Origin of the sequence: Paenibacillus sp. TAB_01 (assembly GCF_043945595.1) — a bacterium.
Taxonomy (GTDB): domain Bacteria; phylum Bacillota; class Bacilli; order Paenibacillales; family NBRC-103111; genus Paenibacillus_S.
The window spans coordinates 5,054,693-5,072,375 of record NZ_JBIFNP010000001.1 but is presented as its reverse complement, the minus strand read 5'-3'; the positions used below and the strand labels follow the sequence as shown (position 1 = coordinate 5,072,375).

Genomic DNA, 17,683 nt, shown 5'->3' with positions numbered 1-17,683 from the left:
TGCCGGGGGCTGTAAGGCCTGACCGCGACCTGCTGCTGGCTGCGAGCTGCAGTTAACTTCGGTTTAAACGAAAAGCTCCTTCAAGGATCACCTTGAGGAGCTTATTTTTTGGGGCAGAAGGACTATACCGGCTTCATGCAATTTCCAGCAGCTCGACGAAGTAGATGCTCGTTTTAATAGTTTGGCTGTTTTTGTCGAGCTTTACGTAAATCCATTCATTGCATTTGTTCGTGATAACGCCTTTTCCTTCTCGTGTACTGACTCTTGTTTTGTTAACCTCTACGACGAACGGATACAGCTCGGATTGACTGCGAAGAATTTTACGCGGCATGTGCTCTCTCATCCCTTATGATTATTCATGATGGAATAAGCATAGCATGTCCTATTAATATTTTCTGTAAGATTTGTCACAAAGAGTCGGAAATTGACAAAAAATAAACAATTTCTTTCCACCGCTCCAGCCCGTCCTACCTTCCCTTTTGCGCCGTCGATCCTTCCATCCGCCCACACCATCAGGCCATCGTACTCATACATTGCTCATACATGTGAAAAAGAGGTGAGAACGTGATTCGAGGCGTATCTGTCATTACTTGTACGAACCGACCTCAATATTTCGATAAGATTTTGAGCAATTATCGGGATCAGACCTGGAAGAAAAAAGAATTAATTATTGTGCTGAACCGGGATGACATGAGTCTGAAGAAATACCGGGAGGCAGTGCAAGGGGAACACAATATCCGGGTATTTAGAAGACCGGAGCGTTTGAATCTGGGATCTTGCTTGAACTATGCGATCGGCAAAGCCAAATATGGCGTTATTGCTAAATTTGACGATGACGATTACTACGCGCCGCGTTATATTAGCCGTTCGATGAAAACGCTGCGTCAAACCAAGGCCCATGTTGTCGGCAAAAAAACGTTTTATTTGTATATGCGAAGCAAACACATCCTTCTGAAGATGAACCTTCACCGGGAGAACCGGTTTACCCACCATGTAGCGGGGGCAACCTTATTTTTCCGCAAACGCATCTTCAAGAAGCGTCCGTTTCGCGACCAAGCTGAAATCCGGCTCGGACTCGAACTTTTTGCGCAGGTGCCGTAAGGCGGGCTATAAAATTTACTCCGGCGACAGATACAATTATGTGGCGATCCGCCGCTCCAATCGTAAAAACCATACATGGAAGATTGAGGATAAAAAGCTGTTGTCCGGTAATGTCCGCGTTGTGGCCCGGACCAAAATCTATAAGAAACGAGTCAGGCGCTAGCTCTTTCGCAGCCTCTTATGGCCGTGGACGGGCTGCTGACTTTTGTGGAAAAGGTGGAGGACATGGAAATCACATTTTTGGGGCATGCCGGGTTTTGTGTAGAAACAACGAACGCTATCATTATTATGGATCCGTGGCTTTCACCGACGGGCGCATTCGACGGGGCCTGGTTCCAGTTTCCGCGGAATCATCACCTCGGCGCCTACGTGCAGGAGAAGCTGCGGACCACACATAAAGAGCGCTATCTGTATATCAGTCACGAGCACAAGGACCGATTTTGACCTGAAATTTCTTCAGAGTCTTGAAAATCGCGATTTTACAGTCGTCGTCGCCAAGTTCAGACGGGAAGAGCTGCGCGAAATTTTGGGGCATTACGAGTGCAAGCAGCTGGTCAGTCTGGCGGACGGGGAAGGACTGCCCTTTGCGGACGGAATCATCAAGCTGTATATGATCGATACGGAGATTAACAGGGATTCCGCCATTCTGGTCAAGACCGCAGAGCATGCTTTTTTGAACCTGAACGACTGCAAGCTGATGGAACGGCTTCCGGCCATTGTCGAGCAGGAAGGACCGATTCAAGTATATGCAGCACAGTTCTCGGGAGCGATCTGGCATCCGACCTGCTATGATTATCCGAAGAGCAAATATGAGAAAATTTCCAAGGCCAAGGTCAGAAGCAAGTTCGAAGCCGTAGCCCGCTCGCTGGAAGCGGTTCGCCCTCAGTTCTACTTACCGTCGGCGGGACCCGCCTGCTTCCTCGATCCCGGACTGATTCATCTGAACTTTGAAAAAAACAATATTTTCCCGCACACCCCTCAGGTAATGGCTTTTCTGAAGAAAAGATTGAAAAAGCTGCAGGTAGAGGTGCCGAACCTTATGCCGGGCGATATCCTGGACGTACCTTCCGGGCAATGGCTTCACCGTTCCGGGCAGGTTGTGGATGAAACCAATCTGGAGTCGTACGTTCAGGAGTACGCGGCATTGTATGCCGGTCTGTTTGAAGCGCGCCGCAAAAGATACGCCCACGTCCAGGTCGAAGACACGCTCGTGAAGCTTAAGCACGCGTTCCAGAGCAAGCTGGATCATATGACTCTGCATCAGCGGGTCACCGTACCTTTATATTTCCGCTTTCGCAATGCTCCGGATCAAATGCTGAAAATTGATTTTCCGGCGAAAACGATCGAGCGGGTTGGAGATATTTCGGATACAAATTATTATTCCATCACGACGGATTCCTGGGAAATCGAGCGGATCTTCGACGGCACCTTGACATGGGAGGATTTCATGCTGTCTTTCCGCATGCGATTTAACCGGGAGCCGGACATTTTCTCTACCTTGATCCATGGCTTCCTGACGATGGAGGCGGAGGATATGACCTGGTTCTGCGAAAAGCTTCTTGCGCTGGAGACGAATCAGGAGCGCATTGTTATTGAGGCGGGCGGCACGCGCTATGCCATCAACCGGTTTTGTCCGCATGAAGGCGGCGATTTGTCGCAGGGCTGGGTCGCCGGCAAGACGATCATGTGTCCGCGCCACCGCTGGATTTTCGATCTGGAGCAGGGCGGGCAGTGCAATACAAGCAATTGTACAATTCATGCGTTTGCTTTGGAAGAGGATTGATAGCGCAGCGTCGTCCCCGGGTTTCTTTCTTTTCACCCATTGCAGGAGGTTGAAATCCGGGGCCCCAGGCGAACGTCTGGGTCTCAGCTTAAAGATTCCGCCCGAACCCCGGGTTTATTTGCGGCCTCCAATGGCCTCGTCAAATAAACCGGGATTTTTTTTGATTCAAGAAATGCTGTGCAGTTGATTTCATGTTCTCTTAAGAAAACCTTTAGGAGTTCCCTCCCTAATTCCTAAACTGTTTCGGCTAATCTACAGATAGTCAAGGAAACAGGGAGTGAAGGAAAGGATGTTAAAGTTTAGAGCAGGTTCCCTGCTATCGGAATCGTGGCTGTTTTTCCAGAAGTTTATGCGCGATCCGCGAAAAATGGGCAGCATTCTGCCAAGCTCGTCCAGCTTGACCCGCAGTATGCTGAAGCGAATCCGATGGGAGCAGGCGCATGTAGTCATAGAGCTCGGGGCCGGCACCGGCGTATTCACACGGGCGATAGATGAATTGAGGCGGCCGGATTGCGAGTTCCTCGTTTTCGAGCAGGAGGAGGAGCTGAGAGAACGGCTGGCTGAACGATTGCAGGGGAGCGGGATACGGTTTGCGGCGGATGCGCTGGAGCTGGGCCGGGAACTGCGGCAGACAGGCTGGGGAAGAGCCGATACAATCGTCTCGGGCTTGCCCTTTGCCAATTTTGCGCCTGAGATTCGCATGAGCCTGATCGATCAGATCAAAGGAGCGCTGCGGGAGGAGGGGGTGTTCGTGACGTTCCAGTATTCTCTTCAAATGAAAAAATTGCTGATAGAGCAGTTTGACGAAGTGAGTATCGCATACGTTCCGTTCAATGTGCCTCCCGCTTTCGTTTATATATGCAGGATGCGCACCGAACAGCAGATACAGCGTTAGCTTAGCCTATGTAATGCCCGACGGAGGACGGGTGTGCGCTCCGTAGGCTCAAATCAGGTCCTGCGTTGGTACCGGAGACCGGTAACCGAAGAGGATACCAACCGGCCGCTCCTTAGGAGGGGCCGGTTTTTCTCCAAAGCTTAGATCCAAGCGCGGCTGACGATAACCAACAGGATGAAGAGAACCAAAATCACACCTGTCGATGTAAAGCCGCCAAATCCATAACCACAGCCGCAGCCTGCTCCGCCTACGATTCCGCTCATGTTTGTAAATCTCCTCTCGAGTTTTGGTTTAGGACGCTTTGACTTAAGTCCTAAGATAAAATATGCCGATTTCAGCAAAGTGCTTGGACAGATGTCCTTCCATGGCAAATTCCCCGGGAGTACGGCTGTACCGTCACAACCGGCTTCGCCCGCTCGTTGACGGATGGGCCGGGTGGCATGGTATGATGGGTGGAGAAGTTGTTCCATTACGGCAGAAGAAAGGAAAGGCATGTCATGTTTACTTCGGACATCGTGCGGGTTACCCTGAATCGAATCGAAAACTATCAACGGCTTATAAAACTGATCAGATTGAAAACGATCGAAGAGGATCGATGTACGCTGCCTCCCAAGGTGATGGCTAATTTCCTGGACGTGGCCTCCGATGATATGGCCCGCTGGCTGGATAAATTAATGCAGCTTGGCATAATTGAAAAGCTCGGTCCGGGCAATGTTTACCGTGTCGTCAATCCGACCGAGGAGAAGAACAAGCTCGATAAAATTGCCGAGCTGCTCGTGTTAATCGAAGAGCAGCCTCAGCTCAGCTTCGAGCAGCAGGCGGAATCGCTTGGGATTACGATTTCGGAGCTGGAAGGCCTGTTCGGTTTTTTTATCCAAGTCGCAAGCTAGCAGGCAGACTTCATTCTATATTCGCATGCAAACAAGGAGCAGACGCCGTGCCGGCGCTGCTCCTTTTGTATGCTGCATCTATGCGGAATGCCATGGGGGATAGAACTGTGAGCTGTTTTCGATCACCGGCTTCACCGCTGCCTCTATCCCTGCTGGATCAGGTCGGTTACGGTGGTAAGCTCATATCCGTGTTCTTTGAGATAACGGATCACCTGCGGGAGCGCCGTTACCGTGTTGGATAGATTGCCTTTCTTCCCTCCCGCGGAATGCTGCAGTATGATAGAGCCCGGCTTGACTTCCTTCTTCACATTGTCCAGAATCCGTTCGACGGAGATGCCCTCCCAGTCCCTCGTGTCGACGGAACCAGCAAACAATGCGATGCGATTGCTCCGCGTAGTCGGCGACTTCCTTGGACAGGGCGCCGTACGGCGGCCGTACAAGTGTCGGAAGCTGCCCTGTGAACCGCTGGATGGTCTGATCGGTTTTCTCGATTTGCTCAGCCATCTGCGCTTCGCTGAGCGTTGTCAGATTGGTATGATCCCAGGAATGATTGCCTATTTCATGACCTCCGGCAACGATATGCTTCATTACTTCCGGATGGGCTGCCGCGTGTTCCCCGGTAACGAAAAAGGTAGCGACCACATTCGACTTTTTCAAGATGTCGAGGATCTGCTCCGTGTACTTCGTATCCGGACCGTCATCGAAGGTGAGCGCCACTTTCTTCTGGGAACGCGGACCGGAGTAAGTTACGTGCTGCTTGAGATTGTATTCGGCGCTTGCATGCACCGCTTGCGCGGCTTGCGTTGTTGGCACGGCTTGTGTGTCGGCATGCGCCGGTTCTTTTTCTCCTGAGCCTTGTGCCGGTCCGACCGGCTGCAGGAACAGGAGTGTTGCTATCCGCGGGAGCTGCGGCTGCTGCGGCGGAAGCCAGGGGCATCGGCTTTTGTCCGCAGCCGGCCAGCGCAGCTGCGAGCAGCAGGATAGCCATCGGTTTGTAATGCACGTTATCATCTTCTTTCTAAGCCTCTTTAAACATAGTATAGCGAATATTATATCGAATTTGGTGAAATAATGTCGTGAAATTTTTGAGTCAAGCCGCTAATTTTTAGTTAGTATCTTGTCATTTGTTGAAGCGTGTGATAAAATGCAAAATAATTGAATACGGATCTTCGGGGCAGGGTGAAATTCCCGACCGGCGGTGAAGGGTCGTTCGTGACCTTAAGCCCGCGACTCGCTATCTGCTTTATGCAGGTATGCGACTGATTTGGTGAGATTCCAAGGCCGACGGTACAGTCCGGATGGGAGAAGGTCATAACAAGCGTGATAGTCTGGCGTACGTTTATTTGAATTTGCAAACAAACGTTCCGGATTCCAAGCCTGTTTAAGCATGCCCCGTTATCTTAACTTCAGATAACGGGGCTGTCTTCTTTCGAAGCTTCCTATTCAACAAGATGAACCGTTCCGCGGCCTTTTCTCAGGCAGCGGATGCGAATCCTTGGGAGGTTATGGATGATGGGCAACAATGTACTGCAGCCGGATAAGGTAATGAAAAGCGGCAATCCGGTCTCGAACCGAAACGGAGTTTGGCTGGTTGCGCTGGGCGCGGCGCTATGGGGCGTAGACCCCCTGTTTCGGATATTGCTGTTGAAGTTTTTTAGTTCATCTCAAATCGTTTTGCTGGAGCATGTGCTGCTGCTCTTATATTCCATTCCGGTTCTGTGGCTGCAGCGCAAGCAGATACGGGGGTTGGGCCTTCGTCATATCGGGGCGCTGCTGTTCATTTCATGGGGCGGCTCGGCGATTGCGACCATTATGTTCACTTCCGCTTTTGCCCACGGCAATCTTAACGGGGTGCTGCTGCTGCAAAAGCTTCAGCCGCTGTTTGCGATTCTTATGGCCCGCTGGATATTGAAGGAGCGGCTGCCCGCGCGGTTTTCCTTCTTCGTTATTATGGCTCTCGCAGGCACATATCTTCTGACCTTCGGCGTATCCATGCCGTTCCAGCAAATATCCGACGTTGCCGCTCTGGGCGGGCTGCTGTCGATTGGAGCCGCGGCCTTGTGGGGCGGTTCCACGGTGATGGGGCGGCTGCTGCTGGATAAGATGCCGTTCGAATCCGTCACGGCGCTGCGCTTTACGCTGGCGCTGCCGCTCTTGGTGTTTACCGCTTGGATGGGCGGAGATGCTTGGCAGCTTCCGGTTCAAACGTCCGATTGGCTTGCGGTTTCCGGCAACCTGGTGCTGCAGGCGTTTTTACCCGGCTTGATCAGCCTGCTCCTTTATTACCGCGGCTTGTCGGGCACGAAGGCTTCCTACGCTACACTGGCGGAGCTGTTCTTCCCGGCGATCGGGGTGCTGGTCAACTGGCTCGTCTTCCAGCAAGGGGTGACGGCTGCGCAAATTGCCGGCTTCCTGCTTATCTGGCTCATGCTGTTCAGCCTCTCGCGTCAGCAGGATGCGGACCGGCCTTTAAGTGCGAAGGCGCCGCGTTCGGCAGAGGCTTAAAAAGAAACAAGGGCGGCCCTTTGGCCGCCCTTGTTTCTTTGTTTTGATGTTACACTTTCGGCTCGAACGTTTTACAGTCCGTTTCAGCGGAATTCGCTGCTTGTTGACTGCGGTTGTTCACCACATAGATGGAGGAAGCCGTACATTTGTTACCAGCTCCCCAGTAATTACAGGAATTCACTTCGCACATTACATCTTTTGCCATGGATATCACCTCCTTACTAATCAGGATGACCGGATTGTACGGGTTTATACTAGAATGCCGTATGAAAGCTTGTTTTTTCGAATACATATAGTGAGGAACTTTACTGCTTTAGCGGGAGGTCTTGGCTTATGACGAAGAAAGCGAAAGCGGCCGGAAAAACGGGCTTTATCTTGTACGGGGTTCTGATGCTTTGTATCCCGGCGGTGCTTTATCTGGAAATGCACGGCTATATTGCAGCCAGCATCGCCCTTGTCGTGCTTATGTTTGCTATTTCCATGGGGATGCTATGGGTATCCGAGGCGGAAGACGGGACGGAGCGCCGTGCATCGGCACCTGAAGGCCGGGTGCGTCAGCGGGGGTAATAACGTTTAAGCAAACAGACACAGGTTAGAAGGGCGAAGGACGTCCCTTTGCTCTTTTGGCCGGTGTACAAAGGAATTTGGGACAGGCATGTAGAAATGAGTTAAAGAGAATGAAACTACCAAGCAAGGAGCCGAGAGAATGAACTTGGGCAGTAAGCTGAAGCAGCTTAGGCAGCGGCAGGACATCACGTTACGGAAGCTTGGCGAGAAGGCGGGAGTCAGCTATTCGATTATGAACGCCATTGAAAATGGCAGGTTCCAGCCGTCTGCCGACGTGATCCGTTCCCTGGCCAATGTCCTGCAGTATGACGAGGTCGAAGAACTGCTGAGGCTGGCCGAAGCGCCGGCGGAGGGAATGACGGGTACCAACCAAAAATTGAAAGAGAAGGGGCAGGAGGCAGGAATGAATCCGAATATTGCACACACTGTATTTTTTAAATTGCGTTTTCCAGCTCAATCCGAGGAAGCGCAAGCTTTTCTGACCAGCAGCGCAGCAACCTTGACAGAGGTGCCGAACGTGCTCCGTTTTCAAGTGCTGAAGCAGCAAAGCGGCAAAAATCCGTACGAATACGGCTTTTACATGGAATTTGCGAGTCAAGCGGATTACGAGGCGTATAACAGCCACCCGGTTCATGTTCAATATGTGGAGGAAGTGTGGAAGCGGGACGTGACGGACTTTTTGGAGATTGATTATACGATAATAGCCGCACCTGGCGAGTGACCGGTAATTACAGCTTCATACATTTAGCGTAAAGGAGGCGGCAGGATGCTTTGGGTAATTACGGTCGTTGTTGTGCTTGCGCTCAGTATCATGCTGTACCGAGCCGCTAAGCGGAAGCCGAAGTACGACAGCAAGGTGGTCAAGCTGTCCGATGTGCGGGCGAGGGCGGGGAAAGCCGCTTCGCAGCCCTGCTCCTTCTGCAAAAAAAAGGCGGCCAAGCTCACCTTCTACGCTTCCGAGCAAGGGCAGGTTGTCGGCGTATGCGGCGATTGCAGATCGCAGGCGGAGAAAAGATCGATGCTGCCGCTGTAACCGCGGTGGCATACAAATTGCACATTTTGCCAATACTACTGCTCAAACAGAGCAGAGGAGTTAAGCAGCATGTGCAACCGACTGACCTTACATACCGACGTATCCGAATTAAGCGATGCCTTCGGCATTTCCCGCGTCTTATTTTATTATGCCAATCAACGGAGTCTTGTCCCGAATGAATCGATTGCGGTCATTCGCATGCAGGGGGAGGAACGGACGCTGGATGCGTTTCGCTGGGGCTTGATGCCGTTCTGGGCGCAGGGAGCCAATCGGGCCGACATCGGCACCGCCTTCGAGCGAAGAGCGTTCGATCATCTGCTGAAGCGGCAGCGCTGCATTGTGCCTGCCAGCAGCTTCGATCAAGTGACGGTGCTCGGCAAGAAGCGGGAGGAGGTCCGGCGGTTCGTTGTGCCGGGACGCCCGGCTTTCGGGATGGCCGCCGTGTTCGACGAATGGAACGGTTCCTTCGACGAGGAGCTGCGGACATGCACGATTCTGACCCGCAAGGTATGGAACGAGTCGCTGAACGCGGAGGAGCATGTGCCGGTAATTCTGGATGCGGAGCAAATCGACCGCTGGCTGAGTCCGAAGCTGTTCGACAAAGCGCTGGTGAAAGAGCTGCTCGAATCGGCGTCCGTACCGCCGCTGCGGGAGCTGCCCGCCGCTTTATGGGAACCGCGTATGGGATGAGGAGGAGCTTGAGCCTGTTCCGGTTCGGCCTGGTATGATTTAGTATTATAGGGCGGCAGATGCCGTAAAAAACAAGCCCGGGTCTTTGGCTCCCGGGCTTGTTTGTGCTGCGTCGCAGACGCAGACACTGGCGGTTTGTGGCAGTCTTAGCCAGCTCGCTGTCGATCCGGTTCTCAAACCGCCTTCAGCGGTTCCACGGAATATCGTTGTCATGGATGAAGGACAGGCGGTAAATTTGCTTGGGACGGCCCTTGGCCTTCCCTTTTTCCTCTCCGACGATCTCCACGAGGCCGGCATCGAGCCACTGCAGCAGAAAACGGTGCGTGCTTCGGACGGTCACTCCCAGTAGGAGGGACAGCTCCTGCGCCGTATACTCCAGCTTCCGCTTGCGGGCCACCTGGGCGACGATCTTCCCCAAGTAAGGGAGCGTCATTCCGCTCGCCTCCATTTTTTGGATAAGCTCGGGAGGAACAAGCGAAGCGTCGTATTCGAGCGGCTGCGACATCTCCAGCGAACCGATGAGGCCGCGGTCCGTCGCGTACGATAAAGCAGTGATTGCCTCCGGCTTCCTTCGCCTGGCGGAGGGCCAGCCGCGCATGGGTGCCGGCTTCGCCGGCGGAACGGCCAAAGCCGATGCCGATGCTGAAGGTAATGCCGAGCATTTTCTCCGCTTCTCCCGCGAGCGAGATGTACTTGTAACCTCCGGTCACCCGCTCGAAGCTCCCCCTCGTCGTGATGAAGAGATATTCATCTCCTCCCAGATGGGTGAGGTGGGCATCGAGCGATTCCACGTAAGCCAGCAGCATTTTATGGACTTCCAGCTTCAGCTTCTGAAGGTCATGCTCGGTAAAACGCCGGTTGATCATATCGCCGGCGCCGTCCAGATGAACCATTCCGACCACGATTTGCGATTCGTTGCCGCGCCGGGTTTCCGTGGACAGCAGCGCGCGCTCCAGCGAAACGATCATGTCCTGCTCCGTCGGAACGACCCACTGATTAGGGATACCAAGGCGTGTAAGCTCCTCGGATACGGATTTGACTGCCGTCAACACGGCCTGACAGGCGCCGCTTTGATACTGGCGCACGTGGAACCGGACCAGCTCTTCTTTGGAATAAGGGTGAAGCCCTTTATAGTACACGACCTCCACGTTCATTTCGCTCAGCTCTTTGAAGATGCGGTCGACTTGTTTCTTGGTCATCGTATCTACGGACAGCGTCTTGAGGCCGTGGCGTTTTTCGAGCAGGAACAGCGCCCGGTACAAGCCGGTCCCCGTCAGAGGGACAAAATGAACCGGAATGGAGAACTGGAGCCTGTCTGCCGCAATCCTGTAGGGAATCGGTCCGGTAAACAGGAGCACCTCGACCTGATCCATCAGCTCGAGCGCAAGGGCCGGCGCCTCTTCCTCGCTCCGGTAAGTCCGCGCAGCCGGCTGAAAGGAAGGAAACCGCTGCAGCGTATGTAACAAATCCCGGACGGCTTCCTCCGGTCCGATCACGCCAATCGAAATTCCTTGACCATTTGATTGTTTCGAATCGTTCTCCATGGAACCAGCTTCCCCTATCAAAACGAAATTTCCGCGGCTCTAAGCGCGGCAACGGAAGCAAGCAGGGCGAACCCGAGAGGGATACAGTCTTCCTCGATCGTAAATCGGGGATGATGCAGACCGTAGGCTTGCTCACACCCGGCGGCCGAGCCTGACCCGAGCCAGAAGAAGCAGCCGGGCACGTGCTCCAAGTAGACCGAAAAGTCTTCTCCCGCAAGCGTAGGCTCCGCCGTCGTACGCTGCTCCCGGCCGAGCAGCATATCGGCCGTCTGCTCTACATAATAAACAGAACGGGGATCGTTGACAAGTACGGAAACCTGCTCGATATAGCTCAATTGAACATTGCAGCGGTACGCGGAACCGATTTGCCCGGCAAGCCTTTCAATTCGAGCCTTCATCGTCTGCTGCAGCGCCGGGGAGAACGTCCGCACGGTGCCGATCAGCCGGGCATACTGCGGAATGACATTGTTGGCTTCCCCGGCCTGGAAGCTCCCGATCGTGATGACGGCAGGCTCAAAGGGCGAGATTTCGCGGCTGACGGCGGTTTGCAGCCCCATCACTACAGCGGAGGCGGCGACAATCGGGTCCTGACACCGGTCGGGAATCGCCCCGTGGCCGCCTTTGCCCTCGAAGGTGATTTCAATGCGGTCTACGGAGCCCATGAAGGCGCCGCTGCCCGTAGCGATCCGGCCGACCGGCAGCGTAGGCAGATTATGCAGGCCGTAAATCTCGTTTACGCCCTCCAGCACGCCGTCGCGGATCATCGCTTTGGCGCCCGCGTTCGTTTCCTCCGCGCCTTGGAAAATAAACCGGACGCTCCCGGGGAACGACTCCCGGACTTCCGCCAGCAGCTGGGCTGCGCCAAGCAGGATGGCCGTATGCGCGTCATGCCCGCAGGCGTGCATAATTCCGTGGCGCCGGGAAGCGAACGGAAGTCCGGTTTCTTCCGCGACAGGAAGCGCGTCCATATCCGCCCGCAGCGCGATGACCGGGCCCGGACGGCTGCCCTTAAGCTCGGCCACGACTCCATGGCCGCCGACCTGCGTCTGAGGCTTCAGGCCGAGCCGCCGCAGCGCAGACGCCACTTTGTCTGCGGTCCGGCTTTCCTGATGGCTGAGCTCCGGATATTGTTGCAGGTCGCGGCGAAAGGCGATCCATTCTTCTTTCCGTGCGTGGCTGCGCTGCAGGAGCTGATGAAGCTGTTGTTTATTCATAAGGCAACTCCCTGTCCTTATCGTTATCCTTATCCTTGGCCGTTGATTTTCGGTAAAGCGCCTCCTTGATCGCGCGTCCGGTCGGCGTAGCCGCGAGACCGCCTTGAGCGGTTTCGCGGAACTTCTCCGGCATGGCGCTGCCGACGTCCCGCATCGTCTGCACGACTTCGTCCGACGGGATGGCGCTTCGCACCCCGGCAAGCGCCATGTCGGCCGCCGCCAGAGCATTGACCGCGCCGAAGCCGTTGCGGACAATGCAGGGGATTTCGACGAGGCCCCCGACCGGGTCGCAGATCAGGCCGAGCGTGTTTTTGAGCGCAAGGCCGACCGCATGAACGGCCTGGGACGGGGTGCCGCCCCGCAGCTCGACGAGCGCCCCCGCCGTCATAGCGATGGCGGAGCCGACCTCGGCCTGGCAGCCGCCTTCGGCCCCGGAGACGAAGGAGTGATTGGCGATCACATAACCGATCGCCCCCGCGCAGAACAGGCCGAACGTCATCTGTTCGTCCGTCCAGCCGAAGCGGTTCTGGGCGCTGACGAAGGCGCCCGGAATGATGCCGCACGAGCCGGCGGTAGGCGTAGCGACGATGCGTCCCATCGAAGCGTTGACCTCGGATACGGCGAGCGCGTACGCCATAGCCATAGCGGCAGGCTCGCCTAGCAGCGCAGAGCCGGACTGCAGGTAGGCGTGCACCTGGCGGGCATCCCGGCCGGTCAGCCCGCTGCGGGACGGATGGTCTTTGCGGAGACCTTCACTGACGGCTGTTTTCATGATCTGGTAATATTCGGCCATTTGGTTGAACTCCTGCTCCGGCGTCCGGCCGGATTCGGCGCACTGCTCTGCAAGCATCATCCGGGAGATGCTGACGCCTTCGCTATCGCACTGCTGTGCCAATTGCTCTAACGTATCGAATCTCAACAGGCTCACGCTCCGTTCTTCTTCATCGCTAGACTTACTATTCTTAGGGCTTCCACCCCCGGCAGAGAGACCATTCGGGAGCGCAGAGAGCGCTCTACCGGATCGTCGCTCTCAATAACCGTCATCGCTTTACCGCCGCGTCCTTTGCGGCCTGTCTCCATGGAAGCGATATTCACGCTTCCCGCATGCAGCAGCCCCGTCAAGTCCGCGATCAGGCCCTGCCGGTCGGCATGCCAGACAACCAGCGTGCTCGCCAGCGCCGTGAAACGGACCTGAAACCCGTCCACCTCGGCAATCTCGATATTGCCGCCGCCAATCGACATGCCGAGCAGCTCAACTGTACGGTTGGCTGCAGTCGCACGGATGCGGGCGGTGTTGGGGTGCGGTGCCGGCCCTCTGCCTCTTTCGAAGCCGATATGCATGCCGGCGGCGGCTGCATCCCGGATGGCGCGGGGGATACGCGAATCGTCAGTGTCATACCCCAGCAGACCCCCGGCAATAGCCAAATCCGTACCGTGTCCCAGATAGGTCTCGGCGAAGGAGCCGTAAAACGTAACAACCGCACGCTCCGGCCGGCAGCCGAGAAGCTGCCGGGCAACGAGCCCGAGACGAGCGGCTCCTGCGGTGTGCGAGCTGGAGGGGCCGATCATGGCCGGGCCGATAATCGAGAATACATCCTTAAAGCGCCCCATCCTCCGAATCGCCTCCTAGCCGTTCAGCCATTCGGACAGGTGAGCCGAGACGAACGCGTCATCGTTCAAATGCGGATAATCCCGGTACACCCGGTCGATTTCCTCCATTTGCCCTTCGGACAGCTCCTCCTGCGGGTTGAGGCACCAGCGCCCGGGCAGCAGCCCCTGACGTCTTAGCACCTCGTGGATACCGGGGATGCAGCCTTCAAAATGATGCGCCGGATCGAAGAAGGCAGCGTTGCTGTCCGTGATTTCAATATTCCGCGTCAGCCATTCCGCGTCCAGCCCGCTTTGGTTTCGCACGCGTTTGATCTCTTCCAGCAGCTCGACGGCTTTGCGGGTCCATACCGCCCAATGGCCGAGCAGCCCACCGACGATACGTTTTTCCACCAGCTCCCCGTTCACGGGAAACCGGTATACGGTAAGCAGATCGTTGACGATATTGTCGTCATTGCCCGTATACAGCGCGATGTCATTTCGTCTGTCAGAGCTGCATACCGCACGGACGACGTCGATGGTCTGGTAGCGGTTGAAGGGAGCCATCTTGATCGCGACGACGCCCGGAATATCGGCGAACCTCCGCCAGAAATCGTAGCTCAGGATCGTTCCTCCGACAGAAGGCTGGAGATAGAAGCCGAACACGGGAATAATGCGTGCTACCGCTTCCGTACGTTTTAATAACTCCTCCTCCGACCATCCCTTCAGACCGCCCATGCTGAGCAGCCCGGCGTCGTAGCCGAGTCCGGCGGCCGTTTGCGCTTCCGCCACCGCTTGAGCGGTAGGTTCGCAAATGCCCGCGACCTTCAGGAAAGGACGGTCCGGCTTATGGCGCTCGGCCTCCTCGGCAGCGATGCGGAGCACCTTCTCGAAAAGTCCGATTTCCGGAAGCCGGATCTCGAACTGGGTCGAATGCACGCCGACGGCGATGCCGCCTGCTCCTGCGGCTATATAATAGCGCGTAAGCGCCCGCTGATAACGTTCATCCAGCTGACGGTTCTCGTTAAGCGCAAGCGGATGGGCGGGAATGGCCAGCCCTTCATGCAGCGCCTTGGTTAACTCCGGTGACAGCTGCGGCATTGTGCTCATTAAAATTTGCCCTCCCGTTCCTGGAAGTGGGTCGGTTTATTTAACAGCCGTCCGCCGGCATTCATCCAATAGGCGATCCAATCCATCATCTGGCCTAAAGGTACTCTGGGATATCCGAATAATTGATGCGCTTTGGAGCAGTTGCTGAGCAGGGCGGTAGAGGCTTCTTCGCCCGTGAGTACCGGCTCTTTGCCGAATTTCCGGCCAAACTCCAAGGCCGCCCAGCGAAGCGATATCGTTTCGGGGCCCGAAATATTAAGAACGGTCGGCGGGCTGCTTGCCGCACGGAGGGAACGGAGGGCCCACTCGTTGGCATCTCCCTGCCATATGCAGTTGGCATGCCCCATCGCCAAGTCGATAGGCCGGCCTTCCATGACGGATTTCGCAATTTCAACGAGCACGCCATACCTCAGATCGATTGCATAGTTGAGGCGGAAAATCGTAACCGGCGTACCGTATTTATGGGAGAAATGTTCAAATATACGCTCGCGGCCGAGACACGATTGACCGTATTCTCCATTCGCCCCGGTCGGTGTTTGCTCGGTTGCGCCTCCATGGCTGACCGGGGTCAGAGGGTACACATTTCCGGTTGAGAATACAACGATTCGGGACTGTTTAAACTTCTCCGCCACACGGCCGGGAAGATAAGAGTTCATAGCCCATGTAAAATGCTCGTTACCGGTCGTTCCGAATTTGTTGCCGGCAAGGAAGATGACGTTTTTAACCTCGGGAAGAGCTTGAAGCTCCGTATCGTTCAATAGATCCGCCTGGATCGTCTTTACGCCTGCGGCTTGCAGCTCATCCAGCAGAGCGGTGTCGGAGAAACGGGATGCTCCGAACACCTGCTTGTTTACACCGGCCTGCCGGACGGCGTTAACGGCGAGGCGTCCCATGCTCGGCCCCATCTTGCCTCCGATGCCAAGCAGCAGAATGTCTCCGTCCAGTGCAGCGATATCTTGAACCAAGGCTTCCGAAGGCTCGGCCAGCCGGGCCTCCAATTGTTCCAGCGTTTTCATTTTGTATTTCTCCCTTCGATATGGTATCCGTGCGATGGGTTCATTGTATAGCGGAAAAATATAAAAAGACAGGACTATTAATTGTCTTTAAATAGATAAGCTGACATCAGCTTGTCTTGGGAAAGATGATTTTTTCGATGGGAATAAAATGAAAACGCTTTTTATATAAAGACAATTAACGGACATTGACTTTAATGTGAGCCATCCTTACACTTGACCCTATTAAGCGGTATGCGCTGCGCTGGATTCGACTTCATAGGAAGCAAGAGAAGAGAGAGCAAGAAGCAGGCATACGAGAAGAGAGAGAAGAAAGCAAGACACAAAGAGAGAAGGAGCAATCGAGACGAAGGGAGTTTTCAGACATGAGCCAGACGGTAACATCACCCGCAAGGGAACAAGGAAATACGGCGTTAGCTTCCATGCCGGATATTCCGCTGAATAAGAAGCATATCTGGATTTATATCGTAGGGGCGCTGGGGTATTTTTTCGATGCGTTCGATATTCTGCTTTCATCGTATGTAATCCCGCTCATTTCCGAACAGTGGCACCTGGAAAAGGACGCTTTGGCCTGGTTTGCCACAGCAGGCTTTCTCGGGATGGCCGTCGGCGGATTTTTGTTCGGAAGCCTGGGAGATCTGATCGGCAGGAAAAAGGCGTTCATGGGCACGGTGCTGCTGTACTCCGTATTTTCGCTGCTGTGCGCTGCGGCCCCTAACGTACCGCTGCTGTTCGTGTTCCGCATTATAGCGGGGATCGGCTTGGGCGGATGCCTGCCTGTCGATATGGCTATGCTGTCGGAATTCATGCCCCCCAAATGGCGGGGGAAGCTGATGACCCTGCTTGGCGTATTCTGGGTCGGAGGGGCGACGGCCGTCGGCTTCGTATCGGCTTGGCTCAGCACGTATCATGACTTTCGTCTTATCTTTATTGCGGCCGGGGTGCCGGTGCTGCTCATTTTCCTGATCCGGCTGAAGGTACCGGAGTCGCCGCTGTATTTGTACCGTAAAGGCAGGGTGGAGGAGGCGAACCGGATTTTGCAGGAGGTGCACGGCCGGGCGATTGACGCCAGCGAGCTGTTCTCCGGCGGCAATGAGACGGAGCAAGAGAAAAACGGAGTTTTGAAAGGCGTCTTCGCTTCCTTGATCAAGGTATGGAAGTACAACCCGCGGACGACCTTTATGATCTGGTATGCGTATGCCAGCGTATTGTTTGTCTACTACGGAGTGATTTTGTGGCTGCCCAAAATTTTAATCGCAAGCGGCTATAAGACGACAGCTGCGTTCTTGTTTACTTCTTACATTACTCTGGTCGGTCTTATCGGTGTGCTGTTCAGTATTTACTTGGTGGACAAGGTCGGACGCAAATGGTCGGTCGCCCTCAGCTTTATTCTTATGGGCATAGCGCTCTATGCCTTTGCTTTCGCTCTCGATGCGCCAACATCTAGCTTCGTGCTGCTTGGCGTCTACGATATGTTCGAATCGATCGCCTTGGCCATTTTATATGTTTATATACCGGAAAGCTATCCGACGCTGCTGCGGGTTACCGGCTTTGGCTGGGCGACGGCGGTTACGAGAGTAACGTCCTCTTTCTCGCCGCTGCTGTTCGCCGCGGTATGGGGAGGCATGGGCTTGCCGTCGACGATGTTTTTCAGCATGATCATGCTGGCGCTGGCCGCCGTGTTCATTCTGGCCTACGGCAAAGAAACGAAGGACAAGCTGCTGTCTTAGGACAGGAGCCTTATAAAATGA

Annotated in this window: 21 protein-coding genes and 1 riboswitch; of the genes, 11 read left to right on the top strand and 10 right to left on the bottom strand. The window is 54.9% G+C overall.

Features of this window, described 5'->3' with window-relative positions; all coding sequences use genetic code 11:
• Positions 1-133: 133 nt before the first annotated feature.
• Entirely contained in the window at positions 134-331 is a 198-nt protein-coding gene (locus ACHHV8_RS24690) for a hypothetical protein (protein ID WP_395162068.1), read from the bottom strand.
• A gap of 233 nt (positions 332-564) precedes the next feature.
• On the opposite strand from ACHHV8_RS24690, the gene ACHHV8_RS24685 reads away from it, so the two are divergent.
• The 4 genes from ACHHV8_RS24685 (at position 565) to ACHHV8_RS24670 (ending at position 3,779) form a co-directional block, all read left to right on the top strand.
• On the top strand, positions 565-1,101 hold the full coding sequence (locus ACHHV8_RS24685; protein ID WP_395162067.1) for a glycosyltransferase family 2 protein: 537 nt from the start codon (positions 565-567) through the stop codon (positions 1,099-1,101).
• Between the two features lie 225 nt (positions 1,102-1,326).
• The gene (locus ACHHV8_RS24680) at positions 1,327-1,545 is read left to right on the top strand and encodes an MBL fold metallo-hydrolase (protein WP_395162066.1); all 219 of its coding nucleotides are present in this window, start codon (positions 1,327-1,329) and stop codon (positions 1,543-1,545) included.
• Between the two features lie 82 nt (positions 1,546-1,627).
• Positions 1,628-2,884 (top strand): Rieske (2Fe-2S) protein, encoded by a 1,257-nt coding sequence (locus tag ACHHV8_RS24675; protein ID WP_395162065.1) that lies wholly within the window; start codon positions 1,628-1,630, stop codon positions 2,882-2,884.
• Between the two features lie 289 nt (positions 2,885-3,173).
• Positions 3,174-3,779 carry a class I SAM-dependent methyltransferase gene (locus ACHHV8_RS24670; RefSeq protein ID WP_395162064.1) on the top strand — a complete coding sequence of 202 codons (606 nt, stop codon included), beginning with the start codon at positions 3,174-3,176 and terminating at the stop codon, positions 3,777-3,779.
• A 140-nt stretch (positions 3,780-3,919) separates the two neighbouring features.
• On the opposite strand, the gene ACHHV8_RS24665 is transcribed toward ACHHV8_RS24670, so the two are convergent.
• A complete protein-coding gene (locus ACHHV8_RS24665) occupies positions 3,920-4,042 on the bottom strand; it encodes a YjcZ family sporulation protein (RefSeq protein WP_395162063.1) in 123 nt (40 codons plus the stop codon).
• A 234-nt stretch (positions 4,043-4,276) separates the two neighbouring features.
• Here ACHHV8_RS24665 and ACHHV8_RS24660 point away from each other — a divergent pair, with 234 nt between their 5' ends.
• On the top strand, positions 4,277-4,669 hold the full coding sequence (locus ACHHV8_RS24660) for a hypothetical protein (protein WP_395162062.1): 393 nt from the start codon (positions 4,277-4,279) through the stop codon (positions 4,667-4,669).
• A 180-nt stretch (positions 4,670-4,849) separates the two neighbouring features.
• Here ACHHV8_RS24660 and ACHHV8_RS24655 read toward each other — a convergent pair whose 3' ends face one another.
• A complete protein-coding gene (locus ACHHV8_RS24655) occupies positions 4,850-5,680 on the bottom strand; it encodes a polysaccharide deacetylase family protein (protein WP_395162061.1) in 831 nt (276 codons plus the stop codon).
• Positions 5,681-5,830: 150 nt separating this feature from the next.
• Positions 5,831-5,983, top strand: a riboswitch (FMN riboswitch).
• A gap of 198 nt (positions 5,984-6,181) precedes the next feature.
• On the opposite strand from ACHHV8_RS24655, the gene ACHHV8_RS24650 reads away from it, so the two are divergent.
• Positions 6,182-7,174 carry a DMT family transporter gene (locus ACHHV8_RS24650; RefSeq protein ID WP_395163615.1) on the top strand — a complete coding sequence of 331 codons (993 nt, stop codon included), beginning with the start codon at positions 6,182-6,184 and terminating at the stop codon, positions 7,172-7,174.
• A 49-nt stretch (positions 7,175-7,223) separates the two neighbouring features.
• Here the strand turns inward: ACHHV8_RS24650 and ACHHV8_RS24645 are convergent, their stop codons facing one another.
• Positions 7,224-7,379: a DUF1540 domain-containing protein gene (locus ACHHV8_RS24645; protein ID WP_395162060.1), complete on the bottom strand. Its 156-nt coding sequence runs from the start codon at positions 7,377-7,379 to the stop codon at positions 7,224-7,226.
• Between the two features lie 128 nt (positions 7,380-7,507).
• On the opposite strand from ACHHV8_RS24645, the gene ACHHV8_RS24640 reads away from it, so the two are divergent.
• From ACHHV8_RS24640 to ACHHV8_RS24625, 4 genes are all read left to right on the top strand, one after another.
• Positions 7,508-7,741, top strand: coding sequence for a hypothetical protein (locus ACHHV8_RS24640; protein WP_395162059.1), 234 nt, complete (start codon positions 7,508-7,510; stop codon positions 7,739-7,741).
• Between the two features lie 139 nt (positions 7,742-7,880).
• Positions 7,881-8,462 carry a Dabb family protein gene (locus tag ACHHV8_RS24635; RefSeq protein WP_395162058.1) on the top strand — a complete coding sequence of 194 codons (582 nt, stop codon included), beginning with the start codon at positions 7,881-7,883 and terminating at the stop codon, positions 8,460-8,462.
• 45 nt (positions 8,463-8,507) lie between these two features.
• A complete protein-coding gene (locus ACHHV8_RS24630) occupies positions 8,508-8,774 on the top strand; it encodes a hypothetical protein (RefSeq protein WP_395162057.1) in 267 nt (88 codons plus the stop codon).
• 69 nt (positions 8,775-8,843) lie between these two features.
• Positions 8,844-9,464, top strand: a complete 621-nt coding sequence (locus tag ACHHV8_RS24625; RefSeq protein WP_395162056.1) for an SOS response-associated peptidase — start codon at positions 8,844-8,846, stop codon at positions 9,462-9,464.
• A 209-nt stretch (positions 9,465-9,673) separates the two neighbouring features.
• Here the strand turns inward: ACHHV8_RS24625 and ACHHV8_RS24620 are convergent, their stop codons facing one another.
• From ACHHV8_RS24620 to ACHHV8_RS24595, 6 genes are read right to left on the bottom strand one after another with little or no spacing between them, the layout of a single operon-like run.
• The gene (locus tag ACHHV8_RS24620) at positions 9,674-11,008 is read right to left on the bottom strand and encodes a GGDEF domain-containing protein (protein ID WP_395162055.1); all 1,335 of its coding nucleotides are present in this window, start codon (positions 11,006-11,008) and stop codon (positions 9,674-9,676) included.
• Between the two features lie 17 nt (positions 11,009-11,025).
• Complete coding sequence (locus ACHHV8_RS24615) at positions 11,026-12,222, bottom strand: M20 metallopeptidase family protein (RefSeq protein WP_395162054.1); 1,197 nt, start codon at positions 12,220-12,222, stop codon at positions 11,026-11,028.
• Positions 12,215-13,141 (bottom strand): L-serine ammonia-lyase, iron-sulfur-dependent, subunit alpha, encoded by a 927-nt coding sequence (gene sdaAA, locus ACHHV8_RS24610; protein WP_395163614.1) that lies wholly within the window; start codon positions 13,139-13,141, stop codon positions 12,215-12,217. The genes ACHHV8_RS24615 and sdaAA overlap by 8 nt, the downstream gene beginning before the upstream one ends.
• A 5-nt stretch (positions 13,142-13,146) precedes the next feature.
• Positions 13,147-13,833: an L-serine ammonia-lyase, iron-sulfur-dependent subunit beta gene (sdaAB, locus tag ACHHV8_RS24605; RefSeq protein ID WP_395162053.1), complete on the bottom strand. Its 687-nt coding sequence runs from the start codon at positions 13,831-13,833 to the stop codon at positions 13,147-13,149.
• A 15-nt stretch (positions 13,834-13,848) separates the two neighbouring features.
• Complete coding sequence (locus ACHHV8_RS24600) at positions 13,849-14,919, bottom strand: dihydrodipicolinate synthase family protein (RefSeq protein WP_395162052.1); 1,071 nt, start codon at positions 14,917-14,919, stop codon at positions 13,849-13,851.
• Positions 14,919-15,935 carry an NAD-dependent epimerase/dehydratase family protein gene (locus ACHHV8_RS24595; protein WP_395162051.1) on the bottom strand — a complete coding sequence of 339 codons (1,017 nt, stop codon included), beginning with the start codon at positions 15,933-15,935 and terminating at the stop codon, positions 14,919-14,921. Before ACHHV8_RS24595 ends, ACHHV8_RS24600 begins: the two co-directional genes overlap by 1 nt.
• 362 nt (positions 15,936-16,297) lie before the next feature.
• Here ACHHV8_RS24595 and ACHHV8_RS24590 point away from each other — a divergent pair, with 362 nt between their 5' ends.
• The gene (locus tag ACHHV8_RS24590) at positions 16,298-17,662 is read left to right on the top strand and encodes an MFS transporter (RefSeq protein ID WP_395162050.1); all 1,365 of its coding nucleotides are present in this window, start codon (positions 16,298-16,300) and stop codon (positions 17,660-17,662) included.
• Positions 17,663-17,683 lie beyond the last annotated feature (21 nt).